The 26,420-nt window shown below is 35.8% G+C and carries 21 protein-coding genes and 6 tRNA genes; 21 read left to right on the forward strand and 6 right to left on the reverse strand.

All coding sequences use genetic code 11. The features are described from left to right. Positions 1–51 precede the first annotated feature (51 nt). From UGRO018_RS03125 to UGRO018_RS03210, 18 genes are all read left to right on the forward strand, one after another. Positions 52–774 (forward strand): DUF5131 family protein, encoded by a 723-nt coding sequence (locus UGRO018_RS03125; protein ID WP_416325000.1) that lies wholly within the window; start codon positions 52–54, stop codon positions 772–774. 475 nt (positions 775–1,249) lie between these two features. Continuing rightward, positions 1,250–2,230 (forward strand): diaminopimelate dehydrogenase, encoded by a 981-nt coding sequence (locus UGRO018_RS03130; RefSeq protein WP_416325001.1) that lies wholly within the window; start codon positions 1,250–1,252, stop codon positions 2,228–2,230. 233 nt (positions 2,231–2,463) lie between these two features. Then, positions 2,464–5,040: an NYN domain-containing protein gene (locus tag UGRO018_RS03135; RefSeq protein ID WP_416325002.1), complete on the forward strand. Its 2,577-nt coding sequence runs from the start codon at positions 2,464–2,466 to the stop codon at positions 5,038–5,040. A 26-nt stretch (positions 5,041–5,066) separates the two neighbouring features. Then, entirely contained in the window at positions 5,067–6,488 is a 1,422-nt protein-coding gene (locus UGRO018_RS03140) for a deoxyguanosinetriphosphate triphosphohydrolase (RefSeq protein ID WP_416325003.1), read from the forward strand. Between the two features lie 176 nt (positions 6,489–6,664). Further along, positions 6,665–6,958 (forward strand): cyclic-di-AMP receptor, encoded by a 294-nt coding sequence (locus tag UGRO018_RS03145; protein ID WP_416325004.1) that lies wholly within the window; start codon positions 6,665–6,667, stop codon positions 6,956–6,958. Positions 6,959–7,117: 159 nt separating this feature from the next. Continuing rightward, a tRNA-Val gene (locus tag UGRO018_RS03150) sits at positions 7,118–7,193 on the forward strand. Between the two features lie 6 nt (positions 7,194–7,199). Beyond that, positions 7,200–7,275, forward strand: a tRNA-Thr gene (locus UGRO018_RS03155). A gap of 16 nt (positions 7,276–7,291) precedes the next feature. Next, positions 7,292–7,375: transfer RNA gene (locus tag UGRO018_RS03160), tRNA-Tyr, on the forward strand. An 8-nt stretch (positions 7,376–7,383) separates the two neighbouring features. Further along, positions 7,384–7,459: transfer RNA gene (locus tag UGRO018_RS03165), tRNA-Gln, on the forward strand. Between the two features lie 17 nt (positions 7,460–7,476). Next, positions 7,477–7,552, forward strand: a tRNA-Lys gene (locus tag UGRO018_RS03170). Positions 7,553–7,558: 6 nt separating this feature from the next. Beyond that, positions 7,559–7,632, forward strand: a tRNA-Gly gene (locus tag UGRO018_RS03175). A gap of 599 nt (positions 7,633–8,231) precedes the next feature. After that, positions 8,232–8,948 carry a purine-nucleoside phosphorylase gene (deoD, locus tag UGRO018_RS03180; protein WP_416325063.1) on the forward strand — a complete coding sequence of 239 codons (717 nt, stop codon included), beginning with the start codon at positions 8,232–8,234 and terminating at the stop codon, positions 8,946–8,948. 277 nt (positions 8,949–9,225) lie between these two features. Then, positions 9,226–9,492 carry a metal-sensing transcriptional repressor gene (locus UGRO018_RS03185; RefSeq protein ID WP_416325005.1) on the forward strand — a complete coding sequence of 89 codons (267 nt, stop codon included), beginning with the start codon at positions 9,226–9,228 and terminating at the stop codon, positions 9,490–9,492. Positions 9,493–9,502: 10 nt separating this feature from the next. Further along, on the forward strand, positions 9,503–12,127 hold the full coding sequence (locus UGRO018_RS03190; protein ID WP_416325006.1) for a heavy metal translocating P-type ATPase: 2,625 nt from the start codon (positions 9,503–9,505) through the stop codon (positions 12,125–12,127). 69 nt (positions 12,128–12,196) lie between these two features. Next, a complete protein-coding gene (locus UGRO018_RS03195) occupies positions 12,197–12,838 on the forward strand; it encodes a hypothetical protein (RefSeq protein ID WP_416325007.1) in 642 nt (213 codons plus the stop codon). Between the two features lie 260 nt (positions 12,839–13,098). Then, positions 13,099–15,612, forward strand: a complete 2,514-nt coding sequence (locus tag UGRO018_RS03200; protein WP_416325008.1) for a ribonucleoside-diphosphate reductase subunit alpha — start codon at positions 13,099–13,101, stop codon at positions 15,610–15,612. A 14-nt stretch (positions 15,613–15,626) separates the two neighbouring features. After that, on the forward strand, positions 15,627–16,670 hold the full coding sequence (locus UGRO018_RS03205) for a ribonucleotide-diphosphate reductase subunit beta (protein ID WP_416325009.1): 1,044 nt from the start codon (positions 15,627–15,629) through the stop codon (positions 16,668–16,670). A 139-nt stretch (positions 16,671–16,809) separates the two neighbouring features. Continuing rightward, positions 16,810–17,760, forward strand: a complete 951-nt coding sequence (locus UGRO018_RS03210; protein WP_416325010.1) for an L-lactate dehydrogenase — start codon at positions 16,810–16,812, stop codon at positions 17,758–17,760. A 110-nt stretch (positions 17,761–17,870) separates the two neighbouring features. Here the strand turns inward: UGRO018_RS03210 and UGRO018_RS03215 are convergent, their stop codons facing one another. From UGRO018_RS03215 to UGRO018_RS03240, 6 genes are all read right to left on the reverse strand, one after another. Beyond that, positions 17,871–19,211, reverse strand: a complete 1,341-nt coding sequence (locus UGRO018_RS03215; RefSeq protein ID WP_416325011.1) for a polysaccharide deacetylase family protein — start codon at positions 19,209–19,211, stop codon at positions 17,871–17,873. A gap of 163 nt (positions 19,212–19,374) precedes the next feature. Next, positions 19,375–20,448 (reverse strand): sporulation integral membrane protein YtvI, encoded by a 1,074-nt coding sequence (gene ytvI, locus UGRO018_RS03220; protein ID WP_416325012.1) that lies wholly within the window; start codon positions 20,446–20,448, stop codon positions 19,375–19,377. A gap of 12 nt (positions 20,449–20,460) precedes the next feature. Continuing rightward, on the reverse strand, positions 20,461–21,006 hold the full coding sequence (locus tag UGRO018_RS03225) for a CDP-alcohol phosphatidyltransferase family protein (RefSeq protein WP_416325013.1): 546 nt from the start codon (positions 21,004–21,006) through the stop codon (positions 20,461–20,463). After that, complete coding sequence (locus UGRO018_RS03230) at positions 21,003–21,809, reverse strand: putative ABC transporter permease (protein ID WP_416325014.1); 807 nt, start codon at positions 21,807–21,809, stop codon at positions 21,003–21,005. Before UGRO018_RS03230 ends, UGRO018_RS03225 begins: the two co-directional genes overlap by 4 nt. Positions 21,810–21,820: 11 nt before the next feature. After that, a complete protein-coding gene (locus UGRO018_RS03235; protein ID WP_416325015.1) occupies positions 21,821–22,459 on the reverse strand; it encodes an HAD family hydrolase in 639 nt (212 codons plus the stop codon). After that, entirely contained in the window at positions 22,449–22,910 is a 462-nt protein-coding gene (locus UGRO018_RS03240; protein ID WP_416325016.1) for a MarR family winged helix-turn-helix transcriptional regulator, read from the reverse strand. Before UGRO018_RS03240 ends, UGRO018_RS03235 begins: the two co-directional genes overlap by 11 nt. 390 nt (positions 22,911–23,300) lie before the next feature. On the opposite strand from UGRO018_RS03240, the gene UGRO018_RS03245 reads away from it, so the two are divergent. From UGRO018_RS03245 to UGRO018_RS03255, 3 genes are read left to right on the forward strand one after another with little or no spacing between them, the layout of a single operon-like run. Then, the gene (locus UGRO018_RS03245) at positions 23,301–23,972 is read left to right on the forward strand and encodes an ankyrin repeat domain-containing protein (protein ID WP_416325017.1); all 672 of its coding nucleotides are present in this window, start codon (positions 23,301–23,303) and stop codon (positions 23,970–23,972) included. Between the two features lie 12 nt (positions 23,973–23,984). Continuing rightward, positions 23,985–26,075, forward strand: a complete 2,091-nt coding sequence (gene fusA / locus UGRO018_RS03250) for an elongation factor G (protein ID WP_416325018.1) — start codon at positions 23,985–23,987, stop codon at positions 26,073–26,075. 51 nt (positions 26,076–26,126) lie between these two features. Further along, on the forward strand, positions 26,127–26,405 hold the full coding sequence (locus UGRO018_RS03255; RefSeq protein WP_416325019.1) for a hypothetical protein: 279 nt from the start codon (positions 26,127–26,129) through the stop codon (positions 26,403–26,405). Positions 26,406–26,420: the final 15 nt, after the last annotated feature.

A 26,420-nucleotide genomic window follows, 5' to 3' on the forward strand; every position in this document is an offset into this window, starting at 1 on the left:
AAATTACTGATAACATGTATAGAAAATTGATGATATACGAGGAGAGATTTTATGAATTGGGAACCATGGACTGGATGTTATAGAATCAGTGAAGGATGTAAAAATTGTTATTTTTATGGACCTCATGCAAAGCGTTATGGGCAGAGTACCATTCAAAAAACAGATAAATTTGATTGGCCGATCAGAAAAAATAAAAAAGGTGAATATAGTATCAAAGGTAATAAAATTCTTGCGACTTGTTTTGCAACTGATTTTTTTCTGCCAGAAGCAGATGAATGGCGTAAAGATATTTGGTCTATGATAAAGGAAAGATCAGATATCGAATTTTTGATATTGACAAAACGAATCGATCGATTTCTTGTATCCTTACCTTTAGATTGGAATGATGGATATGATAATGTTTTTATTGGATGCACAGTGGAAAATCAGGCAGAAGCAGATCGACGACTTCCATTATTTTTATCTTATCCGATCAAACGACGGTTTATCGCATGTGCTCCTTTGTTAGAAGCGATTGATCTAACACCTTATTTACATGGTGTAGAGCATGTAACGGTTGGAGGAGAAACATCTAGAGAAGCCCGTGAATGCAATTATGATTGGGTTTTGGATATCCGAAAACAATGCGTAGAAGCAAACGTAACTTTTTGGTTTAAAAATACCGGCTCCCTTTTTATGCGTAATGGGACTCTAGAAAAAATCAATCCGTTTAAACAAACTGCATTTGCAAAAGAATTGGATATCAACATATTGAATGGAAAAAAATTGTTTTAAGACGCTCTTTGGCGATGAAAAAAACATTGAAAAAAATGAATATTTTGAAGAACATAAAAACCTTCGATATCTTAAAGATCAATAGCTCGTTTCAGATACTGTAATACAGTATTTTTTCTCTGTTTGATGATCATAGAATGGTAAAAAACAATAACAATCATGAATATCAAATTAAAATAAAGATCGTGTTTTATAAATACATAAGGCGTGATGAATCATCTTCTTTATCATCTTAGAAAAAATAAGTCTGCATCTGATATCCTTAATTAAATACACTATTCTAACAACCATTGGTGATAAGATGATGTAATGAATCCATATGTGGATATCAATGAGCATGAGATAAGGATTCACTTTGAAGATAAAGGAAAGGAACCTTCTTGAAAATTTCCATTCATTTTCTGAAACTTTTTCTATACGATGAAAGTGAAAGGTGGTAAAATATACCTGTGAAAAACAGCAAGGAGGTTTGTTTATGATAAAAATTGGAATCGTAGGTTATGGAAATCTTGGACGAGGTGTAGAATGTGCTATTAGTAAAAGTGCTGATATGGAATTGGTAGGCGTATTCTCACGAAGAGACCCAGCTTCTGTGACTACACATACGAATACACCTGTATATGAAATGAAGCAATTGGAAGATATGAAGGATTGCATAGATGTGTTGATCTTATGTGGAGGTAGCGCAAATGACTTACCAAAACAAACAGCACAGCTTGCGAAGGATTTTAATGTGATAGATAGCTTTGATACTCACGCAAATATCCCTGAACACTTTGATCAGGTTCATGAAGCTAGTATCAATGGTAAACATATCAGTATTATTTCAGTAGGTTGGGATCCGGGATTATTCTCTCTGAATCGGTTATATGGCCAAGCTATCCTTCCTCAAGGACAGGATTATACTTTTTGGGGCAAAGGAGTTAGTCAAGGACACTCTGACGCTATTCGAAGAATTGATGGTGTTAAGGATGCAAGGCAATATACCATTCCGGTTGAAGAAGCGATGCAAAGTGTACGAAACGGAGAGAATCCTGAACTAAGTGCTAGACAAAAGCACACAAGAGAATGCTTTGTGGTAGCTGAAGAAGGCGCAAACCTTGCGAAAATTGAAGAGGCTATCAAAACAATGCCAAATTATTTCGCAGATTATGATACTACAGTGCATTTTATCAGTGAAGAAGAATTGATGAGAGATCACAAAGGAATACCTCATGGTGGTGTTGTATTAAGAAGTGGTACAACTGGTTTTAACAATGAAAATAAACATGTAATGGAATATAAATTAACACTTGACTCTAATCCAGAGTTTACTTCAAGTGTTTTGGTAGCATATGCAAGAGCAGCATATCGTCTATATCAAGAAGGGCAGTGTGGATGCAAGACCGTATTTGACATTGCTCCAGCTTATCTTCACCCGGCATCAGCAGAAGAATTGAGAAAAAAATTATTATAAAACAGAGAAGGCGAAAAGGCCTTTTCTTTTTGTAATATATAACAATTCTATTTTTGAAGCATTATAGCTTCATGCTTTAGAAGTATGTTATAGTTCCAGCTTTTATAGTTTCTTTTATTTACTTCATGTTTGAATTTTTCAAATACTATCAATTTTAAAGTACATCATTCTTTCAGTTTACAATTTTCATGAAGTTTTCTATAATAAAGCTGATACAGAAAGCAGGTGATATCGTGAAGCATACGATTATTGGAACACTCGCACATGTAGATGCAGGTAAAACAACTTTGAGTGAAGCTATGCTGTATTTATGTAAGAGTATACGTAAATTAGGACGTGTAGATCATGGAGATGCATTTTTAGATTACCATGAGCTTGAAAAAAATAGAGGAATCACGATTTATATGAAGCAAGCAAGGATGGTTTGGAAAGATCTTGAGCTTACTTTGATAGATACACCAGGACATATAGATTTTTCTACAGAAATGGAACGTACACTTCAAATACTAGACTATGCTGTTTTGATCATCAATGGAATGGATGGTGTGCAAGCACATACAGAAACCATTTGGAAGCTACTGAAACATTATCATATACCTGTCTTCCTATTTATTAATAAAATGGATATGAGTTATAAGGACTCAAAGGAACTGATGCTGGAATTGCAAAAAAAGCTAGATGGATCATGCGTCGATTTTACCACTCAAAAGGATCTGGAAGAAAGAATTGCTATGTGTGATGATACGTTACTGGATATCTATATGGATCAAGGAACGATAACGAAACAACAAATTGAAAAAGCAATCTCAAAACGCATCTTATTTCCATGCTATTTTGGATCTGCACTAAAACAAGAGGGTGTAGAAGCTTTTTTGGATGGTTTGCAACGATATACCATTACCAAACAATATCCAAAAGAATTTGGCGCAAAGGTTTATAAGATTAGCTGTGATGAACAAGGAAATCAGCTAACCCATCTGAAAATAACCGGAGGAGTTTTGAAAACGAAAACAAAACTAGAAAATGAAGAAAAAGTCGATCAAATCAGATTATACTCTGGTAATAAATATCAAATGGTGCATGAGGTTACTGCAGGTCAGCTTTGCGCAATCAAAGGATTCACATCCTTTTTACCGGGAGATGGTCTTGGAATAGAACCTTCATCAAATCAACCTGTACTATCTTCTTATATGAACTATCGTATCGTTCCACCTGCTGGATATGATCAACATTTATTGATGACACAGCTACTACAATTAACCAAGGAAGACCCACAACTACATATCACCTTTGTGAAACCACAAAAAGAAATCAGAGTTGCATTGATGGGAGAAATTCAAATTGAAGTATTGAAAAGACAAATATATGATCGTTTTAATGTGATGGTATCAATTGATTCAGGTAGTGTCATTTATAAAGAAACGATCATGGAACCAATCGAAGGCGTAGGACATTTCGAACCTTTGCGACATTATGCAGAAGTTCACTTGTTATTAGAACCGGCCCCAAGAGGCTCCGGACTTAGTTTTCATACACAATGTCCAGAAGATCAACTAGCAAGGCATTGGCAAAGATTGGTGTTTACCCACTTAGAAGAAAAAGAGCATGTAGGCGTATTAACCGGTTCTTCAATTACAGATATGCGGATCACGCTCCTTGCTGGCAAGGCACATCCTAAACATACAGAAGGTGGAGATTTTAGAGAAGCAACCTATCGAGCAATTCGCCATGGACTGAAATTAGCAAAATGTATACTTTTAGAACCCTATTATCAATTTCAGCTTGAACTACCAAATGCTTTTATAAGTAAAGCAGTATATGATATTGAACGAATGCATGGAACATTTGAAATTCGTGATATTGATGGAGATTTCAGTATAATAGAAGGGAAAGCACCTGTATCCGCAATGCAGAATTATGCACTTGAGGTCATTTCCTATACAAAGGGAAAAGGAAAGCTCACTTGTGTATTAAAAGATTATGAGCCCTGTATAGATCAAGAAGCAATGATAGCCCATAATGGATATGATAGTGAATCAGATATAGAAAATCCAACAGGGTCAATCTTTTGTGCAAACGGAGCAGGTTTCTATGTTAAATACGATGAGGTCTATGATTATATGCATATAAAACGCTGTTATCAACAACAGCAAACAATAAAAGAAACAAATATAAATCATGAAAGGATATTAGGGAAAAATGAAGAAGAGGAGCTGGAAGAAATTTTTAAACGAACCTATGGTGAACCCAAGACCTTATCTCTTCGACCTAGAGAAAAAGAGTTGATAGAAAAGCAAAACATATCCTTAGATAAAAAACCACAATGTATTTTGGTAGACGGCTATAATGTGATACACGCATGGAAACATTTAGCTGAATTGGCAACAACTCACTTGGATGTAGCTAGAATGAAGCTTATGGATGCTATGTGCAATTATCAAGGGTATAAAAACTGTTTATTGATTCTTGTGTTTGACGCTTATCAGGTAAAAGAAGGAATTGGCTCTATGAACGCTTATCATAATATTTATATTGTTTACACACGAAAAGCACAAACGGCAGATATGTATATTGAGCGAGCAACACATAAAATGGCTAAAGATTATCAAGTGACAGTTGTAACTTCGGATGTTATGGAACAATTGATCGTTATTGGACAAGGCGCACATCGTATGTCATCTAGAGAGCTTCAATTAGAACTTGAACATATTAATAAGAAAGAATTAAAGGATTATGAAAGTCGTCAGAAACGGCATATCAGTTATTTACTAGAAGATGTGCGTGATTATAATGAAGAAGAGGATGAATAGATAATGCTATTCAGGAGGATAAGTGTATGAGGTTAACATGGAAAGATATCACCAGTGAGAAACGAATACCAGAACACGATAAAAATGATGCGAATCGTTTTCGTAGCGAAATGGAAAGTGATTATCACAGGATTATTCGTAGCGCCTCTTTTCGAAGACTTCAAGATAAGACACAGGTCTTTCCTTTAGATCAAAGTGATTTTGTAAGGACAAGATTGACACATTCACTAGAGGTCGCTTCCTTAGCAAAGCTAATTGGTAAGCAAGTATGCAATGCCATCAAAGAAGGACATTTAGAACAAGATGAGAACTTACCAGACATATTAACGGTAGTAGAAATATTAAATTGCGCAGGATTGTTGCATGATATCGGTAATCCTCCATTTGGACACTTTGGTGAGACTGCAATCAGAACATGGTTTCAACAAAATCTTGATCATTTAATGTATCGTGGATTACCATTAAGTAAACATCTAGATAAACAACAATTATACGATTTATATCATTTTGAGGGGAATGCGCAGGCACTTAGGATTATCTCAAAGCTACATAGAGTTATGGGTGTGAATGGATTGCATTTAACGTCTGCTGTTATGGATACAATTATAAAGTATCCTGTAAGTTCCTTGGCAAAGGTCAAGGCAGAGGAAAAAGATAATCGTTCTTTATTAGAGAAAAAAATTGGTTATTTTCAGAGTGAAACAGATTTATATCAACAAATAAAACAGAATACAGGAACACAAGATTGTAGAAATCCACTTTGTTTTATTTTGGAAGCAGCAGATGATCTAGCATATACATTTGCTGATTTAGAGGATGGATATAATAAGGGAATGTATACATTTGCCGATTTAAAGCAGATTATCCTACAAAGTGGCGACACTTATAGTGCTAACTTGTTAGATGGTTATCTTGAAAAAGAATTAATATCGGGAAACCAAAATCAGGAAGATTTTGATCCATATAAAACGGCTGTTTTTACATGGCTTACAAGAAAGCAACTATTTTGTGTATCTCAAGTCAGTATTACTTTTATTGAACATTATGATGAAATTATGTCTGGTAGTTTTAAAGAAGAATTGCTTATGAAAAGTAAAGAGGGAGCATTAATATCGGCGCTAAAAAAATTTGCATACAAGCGTATTTATCAGCATTCGTCCATTTTGAAAATTGAGTTAATGGGCAATGAGGTGATTTCATTTTTATTGACTCGATTTGTTGAGGCATTGATTCCTTATGATGGAGAAACAAAAATGGGAGAGATACAGGAAAAGTATATCCAACTACTTTCAAAAAATTATTTGGATAATTATCATGATGAATGTAAGGAAATAGACGATATCGGAGGTAAACTTTATCATCGATTATTATTGGCTACGGATTTTATAGCAGGTATGACGGATAGTTATGCGAAAAGATTATATCGAGAGCTTAGAGGCATCGGATAACGTAGAGTCGCTAGTAAAAAATTTGTTTGGTAAGTTTATGGTAGCCTAAATATGAATTGTTAGTAGGATGAATTTGAATGAAAGGTTCATCCTTTTTTTGTAACTATTTTCATTTATAGATGGCGTGTATTTTCGAGATTATTTATGTTATGATAGGATACGAGGTGTATTGAATAATGAAATTATTATTGATTATAGCAAATGATGAGTTTATCGATGAAATAACTTCTGCGTTGATTCAGAGTGGATATACAGCAACCGAGGTCGCAAGCACAGGAGAATTTGTTAGATATGGGGATACGATACTTATGTTGGGTGTTGAGGATGGTCAAGATCAAGATGTAGTTGATATCTTAAGAAATGCTAGTCGTTATTCCACAGATAAGAATCAACCCTTTTTTGGTAAGGTTTCAATTTACGTGGTGGCTTTAGATGAGTATGCAAAAATAATAGGTGGAGAGTTAAAATAATCTGTAATGAATGAAAAAGCCTTTTATTAGGTGAATTTTATCAGGTTCAATACAGATTAAAAAAAAATTAAAAAAATGAAAAAAAGTTGTTGACAGATATGTACCTGAATGGTATTATATTAGGGCACTAAGGCAACGAGGTGCGGCAAATAAAACCGTGGAGGTTTAGCTCAGTTGGGAGAGCGTCTGCCTTACAAGCAGAGGGTCGGGGGTTCGAGTCCCTCAACCTCCACCATGATGTGCCGACTTAGCTCAATTGGTAGAGCAACTGACTTGTAATCAGTAGGTTGAGGGTTCAATTCCTTTAGTCGGCACCATCTTTATGAATGAGCTGGGGAGGTAGCGAAGTGGCTAAACGCGGCTGACTGTAACTCAGTTCCTTACGGTTCGGCGGTTCGAATCCGTCCCTCCCCACCATTACTTCTTGGGGTATAGCCAAGCGGTAAGGCACCAGACTTTGACTCTGGCATTCCACTGGTTCGAATCCAGTTACCCCAGCCAATTTAAAAACAATAAATGACCCGTTAGCTCAGTTGGTAGAGCATCTGACTTTTAATCAGAGGGTCGGGCGTTCGAATCGCCCACGGGTCACCATTTATTGCGGATGTAGTTCAATGGTAGAACTTCAGCCTTCCAAGCTGACTACGTGAGTTCGATTCTCATCATCCGCTCCAGAAAGTTCTATAAAAAGGTTTGCTATGATAAATAGCGGCCTTTTTTGCATTTATACGAAAAAAACGGATGAGTTCGTTTTATATCTTCAACTCGTATAAAGGGTAGGTTCTAGACTATGTATTTATTTACATATGTTAAAAACCAACCTTTTTTTTCTTAACTTATAAAAATTTTTAAAGAAAATCTTTAAAAAATAAATAGCGAGCACTAAAACAAAAGCGAGCAACACCTTTAATGTGCCATGACCTGAAAAGCGAGCGAGAACCATTAGATAGAAAAAACAGTGTTGGAATCAATTAATAATATTAAAATAGAAGAAACCAATAAATAAAAATACTTATTGGTTAAGAGTTTATCAAATATCACAAGGAGTAGCTTTAATCTAAACTAGACAAAATAAAATATTAAGAAATATAACGATAATTAACAAACTTTATTTATTATTGAATTCTTTTTTAGTTAAGAAAACTACTTTCTTTAAGCACTTTGTTTTACTTTACTCATTTCATTTTACAAAATAATCATAAGGAAAATGAATGCAAATCCTACTCATCAATGTTATAATAAAAAAGGAAAGTTTAAAAGGAGGTATGTGATGATGTCAACACCACATAATGCAGCAAAACTTGGTGATATCGCTAAAACGGTATTAATGCCAGGTGATCCACTAAGAGCAAAATTTATTGCAGAAACCTATCTAGAAAATCCGGTACAATTTAACACTGTTCGAAATATGTTCGGTTATACTGGAACTTACAAAGGAAAAAAGGTTTCAGTCATGGGATCTGGTATGGGAATGCCAAGCATTGGTATCTATTCCTATGAATTATTTAAATTTTATGATGTAGATAACATCATTCGTATTGGGAGTGCTGGTGCATATACGGATACGTTGGAATTATTCGATTTAGTTCTAGCAAATAGTGCATGGAGCGAATCCTCTTTTGCAATTGCTCAAGCAGGTGTAGAAGGTGATATCCAATATCCAAGTGAAGATTTAAATCAAGTGATAGAGCAATCCGCTACTACCCTAAATAAACATATTACGAAAGCACGCATTCATTCAAGTGATGTATTTTATCATGAAGATAACGTAGACGACCATAAAGATTTCTTTGAGAAACATCAATGTGTTTGTGTAGAAATGGAAAGCTTTGCACTATTCCACAATGCTAAAATTCTAGGCAAACGTGCAGCTTGTATTTTAACGATTTCCGATTCATTGGTAACACATGCTGTTACTACTGCTGAAGAGCGCCAAACTTCATTTCATAATATGATGGAGGTAGCATTAGAGGCGGCAATCAAATTATAATTTTTACATGATTACTAAATCAGGTTATTCAACATTATAAAGGTATTCAAAACTCTTGTTATTTCATTGGTTTTGAATCCTTTTTTTGTTTATTGAGATGTTATTTTTTACATTCTTTATCACGCTTCATATATTTAATGGACATTCAGCCATTAACGTATCATTTAAATTAAAGTTCTTTTCTATATCGTATCCATGAGAAGCAAAAGTTTTGACCTTTATCATGTCTTGTTTTATAATAAAACCAACCCCACTACCCATGGGGGGAGGTATAAAGATGACAGAAGAAAGAAAAAAGGCTTTACAAAATTTAAAAACGGCAAAAGGTCAGATAGAAGGAATTCTGAAAATGATGGAAGAAGACCGCTATTGTATTGATATTTCACATCAGATCATGGCCGCAACTGCCTTGTTAAAAAAGGCAAATATGCATATACTAAGCGGGCATTTACAAACTTGTGTAAAAACGGCAATGGAACAAGATGGAAATAGTGATGAAAAATTAAAAGAAATTGAGGATGTATTAGGCATTCTATTAAAATAAGGAGATAACTATGCGAAAAACCTATCATGTAGACGGTATGAGTTGTGCATCTTGTGCAGCAGCCGTTGAAAGAATTTTAAAGAAACAATCAGATATCGAGAATGCTGAGGTGAATTTGATCTTAAACGAGGTGACGATCACTTCACATGATGCTATTGATGTGCAAATATGTAATACAGCTCTAGCTAAGGCAGGATTTTCCTTAATTGATCAATCCACAGCAAAAACGGAAACCTATCAAATTCAAGGAATGAGCTGTGCATCATGTGCAGCAAGCATTGAACGTATCCTTTCTAAGTTTGATGAAATAAAGCAAGCAAGTGTAAATCTTGTCTTAAATCAAGTCTCTATTACTTTTACTGAAAAAAACATTGAAAAATGGAAACAGGCAATAGAAAAAGCAGGCTTTGAATTGATCACACAAAATAACAATGATGAAGTTGTGTTGGATATCAAAGGAATGAGTTGTGCTTCCTGCAGTAGTTCTATCGAAAGATTGTTAAGAAAAAAAGAAGGCATTTTGAGTGTAGATGTGAATTTGATAACCAACCAAGCACTTATTCAATTTGAAAAACACAAAATAAAGGTATCAGAAATGATTCAGGTAATTGAAAAAGCCGGATTTCAAGCACATGTCCACAAAGAAAAAGAAATCAACGTGGAGAAAAAGGATAGAGATAGTTTACGTATCTACATCACATTGCTACTTGCGGCCATTTTACTTTATATTGGTATGTCACATATGTTAGGAGGTTTTGAGTTACCACTTCCTGATATTATTTATTATCAAACGCATCCCTTTAATTTTGCTTTCATTCAATTTATACTAGCAACAGCTATTCTGATCTTAGGCAATCATTTCTTTACCCGAGGTATAAAAGCATTGTTTCATAAGGCACCCAATATGGATACTTTGGTTGCCGTAGGAACTGGTAGTGCTTATTTATATTCTTTAGTATCAATGATTCAGATATTACAAGGTAATTCTCATGCAGTACATTCTTTATATTTTGAATCTGCAGGAGTTGTGGTTGCATTGGTCCAATTCGGTAAGCATCTGGAAAGTCTTTCTAAAAAGAAATCTACAGGTGCTATTTCAGCACTTCTCCAGCTTCGACCAACGAAAGCAACGCTGTTGCGAGATGATAAGGAAATTGAAATAGAAATTGATGAGATTAATGAAGGCGATATGCTGGTCGTAAAACCGGGGCAACATATACCGGTTGATGGTATCGTGATCGGCACAGGAGCAAATGTAGATGAGAGTATGTTGACAGGTGAAAGTATGCCTGTAAAAAAACAGGAAGGTGATGCATTGATTCAAGGAACAATTGATCTTGACGCAAAAATCTTGATGAAATGCAGTGCAACTCAAGAAAATACAACACTTTCTAAAATTATTCAAATGGTAGAAGATGCACAAGGTAAGAAAGCTCCTATCGCAAGAATCGCAGATCGTATCTCATTATATTTTGTGCCGACTGTGATGCTAATTGCCCTTGTCTCTGCTGTATTTTGGTATATAGCTACGAAAGATTTTTCATTTTCATTGACTATTTTTGTAAGTGTTCTGGTAATCGCATGCCCTTGTGCCCTTGGTCTAGCGACACCGACAGCCATCATGGTCGGAACCGGAAAAGCAGCTCAGCTTGGTATTTTCATCAAAAGTGGAGAGGCTTTAGAAACAGCAAGTCATATCGATACGATCGTTTTTGATAAAACAGGAACCTTAACGATTGGTCAACCTGTAGTAACTGATATCACTTCTACTCATGATGAGAATTATGTGTTATCATTAGCTGCAGCATTGGAGCAGGGAAGTCGTCATCCATTGGCCAAAGCAATTTTAGATAAGGCCCAACAACATCAAATCCAAGTGCCGGTATTAGCAACAATTGAAACCATCAATGGAAAAGGCTTACAGGCAAAGTATCAAGGAAAAACATTGTCCATAGGAAATAAAACATTCCTTAACGAAGCAACAGATCGTTATCTTACACAAGAGGAAAAATATCAAAAAGAAGGAAAAACAGTGGTATACCTGTGCTATGATGATGAATTACTTGCTATTTTCGCAATTGCAGATAAACTAAAGGATGAGGCAAACGATGTGGTTCAGCAGTTAAAACAACAGCATATCGATGTAATCATGTTAACCGGAGATCATAACATTACCGCACAGGCGATCGCAAAGCAAGCTGGAATTGATCATGTAATAGCTCAAGTACTTCCAGATGAAAAAGGAAACCAAATCAAGAAGCTACAGGAACAAGGTAAGCAGGTGGCGATGGTTGGAGATGGTATTAATGATGCAGTCGCATTGACACAAAGTGAGGTTGGTATTGCTATTGGTTCAGGCAGTGATGTCGCTGTTGAAAGTGCGGATGTTGTTTTGATGAAGGATCAACTACAAGATGTAGCCTTGGCAATCCGCTTATCCAAAGCTGTGATACGCAATATCCATCAGAACTTATTTTGGGCATTTTTCTATAATTCCTTAGGTATACCGGTTGCTGCCGGTTTATTGCACTTATTTGGTGGACCACTATTATCACCGGTATTTGCCGGTGCGGCGATGGCATTGAGTTCCGTTTGTGTGGTATCCAATGCACTACGCTTGCGTAACTTTAAATAAGCACACAATTTCTAATGCGTTTGATGATAAAATATAGTACAATAGTATCATGTAAGAAAGAGGTGTCTTATGAACGATAATGTGACTTTTTGGATCGTCTTTGCAGTTATTATGGTGGTTATGATAGGGGGAACTCAACTGTATAAACGACATTTATTAAAAACCTTTATGCAGACCTTGAAGGATAGGGATTTTGATAAATTTTTCAAGACTGCAGATAGTCTTCCAAGCAAATATTTTTTCCCATACTTCAATCGACTTTATATGAAAATGAATGCTTATATGCTGATGCCGGATCAAAAAAAAGTAGAAGAAACTTTCGAAGAATTATTGCATATTCGATTAAATAAGAAGCAGAACTTAGATGTCAGTGTCAAAGCATTTTATTATTATATAGATGAGGAAAAAAAGGGGAAATGTAAAGAACTTTTGGATCGTATCAAAACACTGGGAGATGAAAATGCGCTTCAAGAATGTCAGATGATGTATGATATCTTTTTGTGTGAAAAATCAAATTATATTGATTCTATGGAAGAACAATTGAAAAAAGCAGAAGGATGGAATAAAGGAATGCTTTGTTATATGCTGGCCATTCAATATCAAAATAAGGGTGATAAAGCGAAAAAAGCAGAATATTTGAAGTTGGCGGAAGAAGATTTAAAGGAAACACCATATGCCGGCAAAATAGAAAAAATGATAAAAGAAAATTGAATCTATATCAAGTAAATTAGTAGCTATTATTCAAAATCGAAGTGGCTACTTTTTTCTTTATTTAAATATTTAATATGGATGAATGATCTCTTTTGTTTACATTATGATCTACCTTCTACATAAAAGCAATTAAGATAAAAGTTTACGTTATATTCCTAAGTTTTTGACCAATCAAAAATAAATCTTTTCTTACGGTCATATAAATTGTGTAATCTTTCCTTCTTTCGTTATACTAATACCATGAAAGGAATGTGTATGTTATGAGAATAGTGAAACGAGATGGTAGTGATCAGGAGTTTGATGAAAGAAAAATTGTGAATGCGATACAAAAAGCATTTGTTAGTAATCACAATGAGATATCTATGCAAGAAGCACAGCTTTTATGTGAGGAAATCAAACAACAATTAGATCAAAAAGAAATCATCAGTGTAGAGTTGATTCAAGATAAAGTAGAAGAACAGTTGATGCGTCATGCGTATTTTCAAGAGGCGAAAAATTATATTTTATATCGAGAAAAAAGAACTGAAAACAGAAGAATGCTTCAACAATTATGTGAGGATTTACAGGATGAAGCGATCCTTCCTGTTTTTATTCAAATACAGAAAGATTTTACGGAGGATGGGTATCAACTTTCTTTATTGAATCAAAAATTTCATGCGTTCTTAAAGGATGATATGCGTTTCGATGAGCGTTTAGCTATGTTGATCAAGGCATGTGTAGAATCCATTAGTAAGGAAACGCCGAAATGGGAGAAGATTGCGGCAAGATTTTTATCTTATCAGTTGCATAATGAGATAGCAGCTAGAATGAAACGATTACAGATCAATAGCTTTTATGATAAAATCAATTATTTGACCAAAGAAGGTATCTATGGTAGCTACATTCTTGACGGATATGAAAAAGAAACCATAGATGAGCTTGAACATTATATAGATGATCAAAGAGACACCTTATTTACATTTAGTGGATTAGATCTACTGGTGAAACGGTATTTGATCACCTCTCATCAGCATGAAGTATTAGAAACTCCTCAAGAAATGTTTATGGGAATTGCCATGCATCTAGCTTTAAAGGAGAAAGATCAGCTGTATTGGGCAAAACAATTTTATGATATGTTGTCTCGTTTACAGGTAACGATGGCAACACCAACGATGTCGAATGCCAGAAAGCCATATCACCAATTATCTTCATGTTTTATTGATACCGTAGATGATACATTAAAAGGCATATATAAAAGCATAGATAATTTTGCGCAGGTCAGTAAATATGGTGGAGGCATGGGGATGTATTTCGGAAAAGTACGTGCAAATGGTAGTGATATTCGTGGGTTTGAGGGTGCAGCAGGTGGTGTCATTCGTTGGATCAAACTGGTAAATGATACAGCGACAGCTGTTGATCAATTGGGAGTTAGACAAGGAGCTGTGGCAGTTTATCTTGATGCATGGCATAAAGATCTTCCTGAATTTCTAGCCTTGAGAACCAACAACGGAGATGATCGTATGAAAGCACATGATGTATTCCCTGCGATTTGTTATCCGGATCTGTTTTGGAAGATGGCAAAAGAAGACTTGAATGCTACATGGTATCTGATGTGTCCACATGAAATTCATAAGATCAAAGGCTATCATTTGGAAGATCATTATGGAGAGGATTGGGAAGAGAAATATTTTGATTGTGTACAAGACCCACGTATATCCAAGCGTCCTATGATTCTGAAAGATGTGGTTCGCCTTATATTGAAAAGTGCAGTTGAAACAGGTACACCTTTCACATTCAATCGAGATCATGTCAATCGTATGAATCCTAACCCACATAAGGGTATGATTTATTGTAGTAATCTTTGTACAGAAATAGCTCAGAATATGAGTCCAATCGAATTGTATCCTGATGAAATCGTAGAGATTGATGGCGAACAAATCATTGTATCAAAAAGCAAACCGCAGGATTTTGTTGTCTGTAATCTTGCTTCTCTTTCCTTGGGAAATTTAGATGTGAATGATACTGAGTCATTAAGGCATGTCATATTCAATGTGGTACGGGCCTTAGATAATGTGATCGATTTGAATTTCTACCCTATTCCTTATGCTAAAGTGACCAATCAGAAATATCGACCAATCGGGTTAGGGGTAAGTGGTTATCATCATATGCTAGTAAAGCAAGGATTACGCTTTGAATCTGAAGAACATTTATGCTTTGTGGATACATTGTTTGAACATATCAATTATTATGCGATAGAAGCCAGTACAGCACTGGCTAAGGAAAAGGGAGCTTATTCCTGTTTCTCAGGTAGTGATTGGGATAACCAAGCTTATTTTATGAAGCGAGGTTATGATAGTGAAGAATGGAAAATATTAGCTCATCAAGTTCATACACAAGGAATGCGCAATGCCTATTTGTTGGCGATTGCGCCAACCAGTTCTACAAGTATCATAGCTGGTACAAGTGCCGGCGTAGATCCTATTATGAACAAATACTTTTTAGAAGAGAAAAAGGGTAGTATGATTGCCAGAGTAGCACCAGACTTAGATGCAAAAACATTTTGGTTATATAAGAATGCCCATTTGATCGATCAAGAATGGGTAGTGAAAAGTGCTGGCGTTCGTTCTCGTCATATCGATCAAGCACAGTCTGTGAATTTATATATTACCAATGAATTTACACTTCGCCAGGTCTTGATGTTATTGATTCATGCATGGGAATATGGAGTGAAAACACTTTATTATGTTAGAAGTAAATCATTAGAGGTTGAGGAATGTGAATCCTGTTCCTCTTAAGAAAGGACAAAGATATGGAACAATTAAAAAAGAAGCCGCTATTTAATGAATTTGGGGATTGTGATGTAAGAAATCGTTGTATGATCAATGGAAATACAACCAATCTGAATGATTTCAATAATATGAAATATCATTGGGCAAGTGACTGGTATCGCCAAGCAATGAATAATTTTTGGATACCTGAAGAAATTAATTTACAACAGGATGTCAAGGATTATCGAAGATTAAAAGAAGCGGAAAAAAAAGCTTATGATAAGACATTGAGTTTTTTGATCTTTCTTGATAGCATTCAAACAGCAAATTTACCAAATGTCGGAGAATATATTACGGCAAACGAAGTAAATCTATGTTTAACGATCCAAGCGTTCCAAGAGGCTGTGCATTCACAAAGTTATAGTTATATGTTAGATAGTATCTGTTCACCACAGGAACGCAATGATATTTTGTATCAATGGAAGGATGATCCACATCTTTTAGAACGAAATAAGTTTATCGGTGATCTTTATAACGATTTTCAAGAGCATAAGGATGCCATCCATTTAATGAAAACGATGATGGCCAATTATATTTTAGAAGGGATTTATTTTTATTCTGGATTTATGTTCTTTTATAACCTAGGAAGAATGGGGAAAATGCCTGGTTCTGTCCAGGAAATTCGTTATATCAATCGTGATGAAAATACTCATTTATGGTTATTTCGCTCTATGATCTTGGAATTACAAAAGGAACAGGAAGCGTTATTCACACCTGAATTGGTTGAGGAATATAAGGGGATGTTGAAACAAGGTGTTGAGGAAGAAATTCGTTGGGGAGCATATGTATTGGGCAATGATATAGAAGGATTGACCATGGAGATGGTGTCAGATTACATACATTACCTGGGAAATCTTCGTTCTACTTCTTTGGGTTTTGGTCCCTTATATGAAGGATTTGAAAAAGAACCGGCAAGCATGGAATGGGTTTCTATGTATGCCAATGCCAATTTGATCAAAACCGATTTTTTCGAAGCAAAAAGTAGTGCTTATGCGAAAAGCAGCGCTTTAGTAGATGATCTATAATATCTTTTATTGAATTTTTGAGCATATGGATACAAGCAAGAAAGACGTTCATGCTATACTATTGTTAGATTTGGAAAACTTTAGAAAAAAAGAATAGAAATCCAAATTTTGACGATGCTAAAAGCAAGGAGGTTCTACGATGAAGGATAAAAGAAAACTAGTTTTGGTAGGAACGGGCTTTGTTGGAATGAGTATGGCTTATAGCTTTTTGAATACAGGTGGAATCGATGAGCTTGTCCTCATTGATGTAGATAAAGAAAAAGCAATCGGAGAGGCGATGGATCTTCAACATGGCTTACCATATGCACGTGGGAAAATGAGCATACGTGCAGGAGGTTATGAAGAATGTAAGGATGCAAGTATCGTTGTTGTAACAGCGGGAGTTGCTCAAAAGGAAGGTGAGACCAGATTAGAGCTCACCAGTAGAAATGCCAGAATCATGAAAAGTGTGGTTGAACAAGTTCGTGATAGTGGATTTCAAGGAATATTGATCATTGCCAGTAATCCGGTTGATTCTATGACCTATCTTGCTTGGAAAGTAAGTGGTTTTCCAAAAGAAAAAGTGATTGGATCAGGTACGATCTTGGATACCGCAAGACTTCGTTATATGATGAGTGAATATCTTAAGGTATCTAGCAGTAATATTCATGCTTACATCATGGGAGAGCATGGTGATTCAAGCTTTGTACCATGGACACATGCATATGTCGGCAGTAAAAGTTTATTAGAGTTTCTAGATGAAAAAGGAAAAGATTTATCTGATTTACATGAAATCTATACTCAGGTACAGCAAGCCGCTTATGAAATTATTAAGCGCAAACGTTCTACTTATTATGGTATTGGATTATCTTTGAATCGTTTGGTCCATGCCATATTAGATGATGAAAATGTTATCTTAACGATATCCGCATATCAAAATGGTGAGTATGGACAAACAGATCTTTATATAGGTGTTCCGGCAATGGTTAATGCATCAGGAATCAAGGAAATCATACAGTTACATTTGAATGAAGTAGATCAAGCAAAATTTGATCAAAGTTGTGAAACATTAATGCAAGTGAATCAACAAAGTATGGAAGGTATCTTATAAAGTCATGTTCGCATGACTTTTTTTCATCCTCTGATATGAAATCGCATGATTGATGATCACATCTACTAGTTTACCAAAGAAAAACGATACCAGTTCAGTATCGTTTTTTCTTACTCATATAGAGAAGGTATGATGAAGTTTGATTTTGTTAGCATATCTCCACGATATTTCATTAAAGTGGAAAGACTGACAATTTGATATCCTTGTGCTTTGATTTCTGGCAGTAATTCAATTGCGGCTTCTACGCTTGTATCATAGATATCGTGCTCTAGGATGATCGCACCGTCAAATAGATTGTTCATGATTTCTTTTTTGATTGCTTTCACATTACGTGAACGCCAATCTTCAGAATCAATTCCCCAATAAGCAAGTGGCATTGTACTGGCCTTTAATACTTGCTCATCATAGCTACCATAAGGTGCACGTAAATACGTAGCATCATGTCCACATGCTTCAAAGATTGCATCTTGTGTATCATAAATTTCTTTATCTAATTGTTTTTCTGATAATTTGGTCAATTCTACTTCATGGCTCCATGTATGGTTACCTAACTCAAAGCCTCTTTGATATATTTGAGCAACCACCTCTGGATGTTGTTTCACTCTAGGACCAACCATGAAAAAGGTTGCACTTGCATCATATTGATCAAAGGCATCCAAAAGCTTTTCTGTGAGATCACTAGGACCATCATCAAAGGTAAAGGCGATCATGGGTTTCTTGGGATCGATATCCTTATCCTTGATGACAGGAATGATTGCATCTTTTTGATAAAGAGAAGGGATATTCGGATTGGTTAAAGCAATATAGTTTTTATGTTGCGCATAAGGAATGCTAAGCGAACGTGTGCTATCTTGATCAAAGTAAAAAGTAACATCGGTATCACCTAAAAGAAAGGTATTCAAAGCATCTTTTGTGATAGCGGACGCATCTAAATGTTGGTTTTTTGCCATCGTTTTCAAAAGAGGAAGATAATCATTTCGTAATACATCTTCATGAGTCATCAGTTTATCTAATTTCTTATCATAATTGATCGTTGATGTTGTAACATTTAATTCTTTTCCTTGTTCATTCATCAATGTTTGATGAAATGCGATAGAAATATAAGCATCATAAAGATCATAGCTGTCATAATCTACACTGATAATAACTTTGCTGTTTTGTTTTAAATCTGTATGGATTTGAGTCTTGAGATACGTTTCAATGGCTTGATCCAGTTTCTCAATACCAAATTGTGGATAATATAGGGAAAGATAATAGGTATCTTCATCCTGAAGTTCATGTTTGGCTGTTCCGACATGTTTATGATCATCAGATACCATAACATATTTTTGATAAGGATCTCGTGTCATAAAACGATAGCCAACAATCGAGGTAATGATCGCAATGATGCATAACACAGTCATGATACAAAGCCTGATCTTACTTTTACTGTTTTCTTTTTGATCTATCATAAGAAATGAATGCCTCCTCATTGTATACTTCTACGTTAGTTTGTGAATAGGAATGAATTTTATTCCAAAGCATGTCTATTATGGCATAGCTGATAACCAAACACAAAAGAATTTCTCTTAATAAATCTTAATCAGTAACAAAAGAAAAGCCGCTTTTTGCGACTTAACGATAAAGCTTGATCAATCCTTCTTCATTTAGATTTTGTAAAATCAAAATGAGGAATGGCATGATGAATAGGCCAAGGAAACCAAAGAGCTTTACTCCCAGATACATACATAATAGCATTAGAAGAGGATGTAGTCCGATTTGTTTTCCCACGATTTTTGGTTCTATGATATTACGTATGATGGTAATGACAAGATATAAGATCAACAAGCCGACAGCTAGTTTTGGCGTGGAATTTAGAAAGGAAATCAATATCCAAGGAATCATGATTCCACCGGTTCCAAGTACCGGAAGTACATCAAATACGGAAATGATAAAAGCGATGACCAAGGCATTTTCTACGCCAAGGATCGTTAATCCGATACTTAATTCTATAAAGGTTAGGGTCATGATCTTTCCATATGCAAGAATGAATTTCATAACGGTATCGCTTATATAATGGCGAATCGCAAATAAAATGTCTCTTTGCTTGTTTGGCAGCTGTCTTGCGATAAAAGAAGTGATATGGTTATAATCCGCCGCAATAAAAAAGCTCGAGATAATGGCGAAAAAGAAGGAAATCACGATATTTGGAATCCTTGTCGCAAAATCAGTGAACATACTTACCGCCCCTTGTGATAGAGAAGAAATCAAAGAACTTAAAGAAGAGGTGATATCATCTAAAAAAGATGTGATGGTGGATGCAGTTTCAGCATCCATGTTTTGCCAAACCGTTTCTACCTCACCAAGTGTACGATCCAAGAAAGGCACAAAATAAATTTCATATAATCTAGGAATGTTCATAAAGAATTCCTTTATCATATTGTATCCTTTCACAGATAACAAGGTGATAAATAAGCCAATCGTTAGATAGAATAGTAATATAGTGATAATAGACCATATTTTTTCAGACCCACCAATGTGTTTACTAAGTTTTTTGATGAGTGGACGAAGCATAAACGCTATGGCAAAGCCAATCAGAAAGGGCATGATAACATAGATGACATAGCGAAATAATAAGAAAATGAAAGTAAAGATAATCAGAAAGTATAGAAAATGAATAATAAATGCACGCTGTTTTTCTGTATTCATAAAGTCACCTACCTATCGTTTTAATTCTTGAAACATGGTGAAATATGTGTGCATATACATGAGGAAGGATAATCCAAGGAAGAATGCGGTTATGATCATCAGCAGTTCTCCTGTAAACGTATTTTGAATGGGTAGTGCAATTAAGGCAAACATTGCAAGATAGAAGACAGCAGTACTGATTTTACCAAACCACATAGCACCATTGATGTAACCTCCCTTTTTCTTCAATACAAACCAACAAATGAGCATACTAGCTTCTTTGATCAAAAAGAGGATGAATAGCCATATCATGTGATCTATCGTAAAGATCAAACAGAATACGATTGCAAATTGTAATAGCTTATCCGCAAAAGGATCCATTGCTTTTCCAAGCTCTGATATCTGGTTATAATGACGAGCAATATAGCCATCTAGAAAATCAGTAGCTCCACATAACAAGATCATGACAGCACTGTAGATGTGATATCCATTCAAATATAAATATATGAAAACAGGGACAAAAAGTATACGCAATAGGGTTAAAAAATTAGGAATTGTCCATAGCTCGTTCTTTTTCATTCATTTTCCTCCTTATGCTGACGTATGATATCAAACAAACGTTCTGCATTTTTTCTTGAAAGCTCTTCGACTTTCGTAGGGAATGCCCTGCTTAAACGATCATAGGTGTGTTTGCTTTTCTTTTGGAGATCTTCAAACCTATTTTTCAAACGCTCGATATGACCCAATAGTATTTCATCTGCATTGGTACTATCTAACACGCTTTGTACTTTATCTGTCAAAGGTTGTGTTAAAGGGAAGATGTTATAGGACTTAAATGCTTCTCTTAATTCCTTGATACTTTGTTCGATTTGAACGAAATCGGCATTCTTACGTAGTAATGCACGTACCGTAGCATAAAGATCGTATAAGAAGAAAATGAATATTAAGGTTGCTAGAATATTTTGATAAGAAATAGGTAGTAAATCTATCAAATCTATGACCAAAGGATGGACTCCATAAAATACAACAAGTACCATCAAGCCAAACAGTAAGGAATTTTTCAAACAGATACGACCATGAAGGTTACAAGCTCTTTTTGAATAATCCCACCATTTTGTATGAAACAGTTTTTCCATGACATAACTGGTGATATATTCCAGCGTACTTGTCAATACGATACCTGCTACAAAGATCATGATAGGATGTTGCTGCCATGGTTGTAATAAATGAATGACAACAATAGCACCACAGCCATAGATCGGGCAATAAGGGCCTGCCAAAAAGCCACGGTTGATAAATTTCTTTGCGGGGATACCACAATAAATGCATTCTGATAGCCAACCAAGAAAGCTATACATAAAAAAATATAAAAGTAAGTTCATTTGCATACCCCCTAGAATAAATCATACAGACGCTCGTCACTGAAATCACGTATGATCATATGACAATCTGCAAATTTCTTCTTCTCTTTTTCGCTGACCGCAATCACATCGATTCCAGCATTTTGAGCCGCCTGAACACCACTTTCGGTATCTTCAAATACAACACAATGTTGAGCGCTCAAAGCGATTTCATGCAAAGCCATCAGATACATTTGCGGATCTGGTTTTGCTTTGTTTACTTGTTGAGAAGTAATGACATAATCGAAATAGGAAACCAACTGCTTTTTTTCAAGGATATGATTGACAACATCAGTTGCATTGTTGGTACAAAGACAAATTTTATAATCTCTTTGTTTTAAATAAGTCAGAAAACTGAGTGCTTCCTTTTTTAATGTCGTGTTATCATAATGTTCCACTAAAAATTCACTGATTCGCTGAATAAGTTCTTGTGCCTCTAAAGGATCTTCGACTTCTTCTTTGATTTTTGTCTCCAGATCCGCAAAGCTTTTGACTCGAGAAGCAAGTATCTTTAATATCAAAGATTTTTGTACGCTTTTCAGCTCATTCAATGCTTGTCTAAAGTTAATATTTTCATATGTATTGATCAAGGTGCCATCCATATCGAATAGCACACCCTTTTTATAACTCATATTCATCCTTCCTTCCTGAAAATGACTCGAAGAACTGATTCAGCTTATTCAGGGCATGAAGAATCATTTCTTTATCGGCTTCATTATACCGATTCCATTCTTTTTCATAGTAGCGACGTATCTTTTCACTAATACGTTGTACACAATACATACCTTCTTTTGTCAAATGAAGGTGGAACACACGTTCATCTTTTTTACTGCGTAAGCGAAACAGGTAACAAAGCTTTTCCAGCTTTTTACATACCGTACTCATATTGCCCGCATCCTGATGCAGGATCTTTGAAAGTTCACTGATGGTGATGCCATCATGTTCGCTGATACAGGAAAGCACATGATATTGCATATCTGTGATATGATAATGCTCAAAATCAATACGTAGCAATGGTGATAGATGATGATGCATCTTTTGATCCAACTCTTGTATTTTTTGTTGATAAGCAAAACTATCCATTGATCATTGTCCTTTCTTTATTTAGTTGTGTTTTACATATTTTAAACGTTTTCTATATAGAAGTCAATTTCACTGTAAGAAAATGACGAAATCGTAAGAAATAAATTGAAAATAAAAGAAAACGTTTCATCATTTAAAATTTATCTAAAAAAGTTATGAAATCGCTTGCAAAAAATACGAAATACGATACAATAAAGATAGATTTAAAGTGATGAAAGGAGCGTGAGTCATATGGTAATCAAACAAGAAGTTGGCGAGCGCTTAGAAGACGTACCAGTAAGTAGTGTACTGGGTTTCAACACGGCATGAAATAGATGTGAAACGTTTATATACGTATATCACGTCTATTTTTTTCTTCATTTGATTCAGAAATATAAGGAGGAAAACATTATGAATCAGAAATTCAACAAAGCATTTTGGGATGCATGTGCAAACGGAGACTTTGCAACGGTCTGTGCAGAAATCAAAAAGGGCGCAGATATCAATTATCAGAATGGTGATGGAAGAACAGCATTGATGCGTGCGGCAAAACGTGATTATAAAGATATCGTACGTGTGTTATTAGACAATGGCGCTGATGTGAATTTAGAAGATAATAAAGGGAAAACAGCAATCATGGGTGCTGCGAAAAAGGGCAATAAGACCATTTGTAAAAAGTTGATCGAAGCAGGGGCAGATGTCAATGTGAAGGATGATCGTGGAAGAACAGCGTTGATGCGTGCAGCATTTTTAGGACATGATCGTTGTGTAGATGTATTATTGGATGCAGGCGCAAATATCAATGCACAGGATGAAGTAGGTAGAACAGCATTGATGGAGGCTTGTGTGGCATTTAAAAAAGAAGTCATTCACTTGTTGATCACACGAGGTGCAGATGTAAATCTAAGCGATAATAATGGATGTACTGCATTGATGCGTGCTGCATATGGTGGATATGTAGGATTGGTTGAAGAGCTGATCGCCAGTGGCGCAGATAAGGAGCTGATCGATAAAGAAGGCAATAAGGCAATTCACTATGTGCGTGAAGATTGTCTGGCTCAACTGAAGCCGATACTGAAGTAGGAGGAAACGATCATGAGAGACTATTTATCCCACGAAGTAAGAAATGTTGTTGTATTAGGTCATAGCGGTGTTGGTAAGACAGCAGTTATGGAAAGTATGCTGTATTATACCAAAGCAAGTGATCGGTTCGGAAAGACAAGTGAAGGTAGCTCTTTGATTGATTATGATCCAGAAGAAGTGCGCAGAGGAATTTCCGTGTATGCGAGTCTTGTGCCAATCGAATGGAAAGATTGTAAGATCAATTTTATTGATACACCGGGTTATATGGACTTTGTGAGAGGAAGTGAAGCCGGCTTATCTGTAGGAGATAGCGCATTGATCGTCGTCGACGCAAAAAGTGCGGTTCAAACAGGTACCATTAAGGCATGGGAGGGAGCACAGAAAAGAAAACTACCGACCATCTTCTTCGTAAATAAACTGGATGAAGACAATACTTCCTTTGAAACAGCATATCATGAATTACGTGATGCTTTCGGTAAGGCTGTCATTCCATTTGAAGTTCCGATCATGGAAGAAGGAAAGACGATCGGTTCCGTTAATATCCTAAGAGATAAAGCATGGTATTTTGAAGGACCATTGGCAGATCCGCAAAAAGCCCAACCGGTACCGGAAGATATGGAAGATCTTGTTGCAGAATATAAAAATCAAATTGCGGAAGCAATTGCGATGAGCGATGATGAGCTGATGGAGAAATATTTCAGTGGTGAAGAATTCACAGAAGCAGAATTAACTCGAGGAGTACGTCTTGGTGTACGTAATGGTGAAATACGACCTGTCTTCTCCGGTAGTGCGACGCATACGATCGGTATTGAACGTTTGATGGATCTGATCGTAAAATATTTCCCAACTTATGGTGAAGCCGGAAGTATCATTGTTACAGATGCGCAAAGTAAAGAAGAGGTCATGTTAGAGACCAATGAAAAAGAAACTTTGTGTGCACAGGTATTCAAGACCATTGTTGATCCATTTGTCGGAAGGATCTCTTATATCAAAGTGCTATCAGGTGTATTAAGTTCTGATTCTAATGTGTATAATACAAATAAGGATAAAATGGAAAAAATTTCATCTATCTTTATTGTAAAAGGAAAACATCAAACTGCAGTAGGTAAGTTATTTACCGGTGATATCGGTGCGGTAGTTAAATTACAATATACTCAAACCAATGACACTCTATGTGAGAAGGGCAAGGCCTATATCGCAGAACCAATCATCTTCTCTACACCAATGTATGGTATGGCAGTGTTCCCAAATTCTAAAAATGATGAAGATAAGATGAGCAATGCTTTGGCACGTATGATTGAAGAAGATCCAACCTTACGTTTGGAAAATAATCCAGAAACCAAGCAAACCATCCTTTATGGTATTGGTGATCAGCATATTGAGGTCATTTTGGCAAAGCTTAGAAATAAATATAAAGTAGAGGTACGTTTGGAAACACCAAAGGTTCCATATCATGAAACCATTCGCAAAAAAGTAATCGGAGAAGGGCGTCATAAGAAACAATCCGGTGGACATGGTCAATTCGGTCATGTATTCGTAGAATTTGAACCGAACCCTGATGAAGAGGAAATGGTATTTGAGGAAAAAGTATTCGGTGGTGCAGTACCACGCCAATATTTCCCAGCAGTAGAAACCGGTCTTCGTGAATGTATGCATCATGGACCACTTGCCGGTTATCGTGTTGTGAATATCAAAACAACCTTATTAGATGGTAAGTATCATGATGTCGATTCAAGTGAAATGGCATTTAAACTTGCGGCAAGGTTAGCATTTAAGGCAGGTATGGAACAGGCTAGTCCTGTCATGTTGGAGCCTATTGTAAATATCACAGTTAAGGTACCAGATGAATTTACCGGTACGATCATTGGCGATTTTAATAAACGTCGTGGTGCGATCATGGGTATGGATATGGAAGATGGCTATCAGGAAATCAAAGCGCAAGTTCCACTAGCAGAAGTAATGCGTTATCCTCTAGAGCTTCGAGCAATGACCCAAGGTAGAGGAACTTATACACAAGAATTCGATCGCTATGATCCAGTTCCTTCTAATTTAGTAGATGCCATCATTGCGAACGCAAAGAAAGATGAAGAAGAACAATCCTAAAAAAGCTGAGTTTCAGCTTTTTTTCACTATAAGCAAGGAAAGGTGATAACCATGAAAGAAAAACAGTTTCTTTTAGGTAAGAAAACATTAAGTTGGATTTGGGACGATACCATTTCATCTTCAGCTGAGTTGCCTTGTAATAATCTCATCTTATATGATGAACAAGGCAGGGAAGAATGGAATATGAAGGAGGCAGTAGGTTTTGATGAAGTTTGTACAGGTGTACAAAGAATAGATGACCATCGTTTTTATTTCGTCATATTTATCGGTATAGGGTTTATGATGGATGCTGATACGCATGTGATCCTTCAAAAGAGTATCACAAAATAAGAAAAAGGATAGCTA

It is taken from the genome of Hoskinsella mucinilytica (assembly GCF_045223415.1).
Taxonomy (GTDB): domain Bacteria; phylum Bacillota_I; class Bacilli_A; order Erysipelotrichales; family Erysipelotrichaceae; genus Hoskinsella; species Hoskinsella mucinilytica.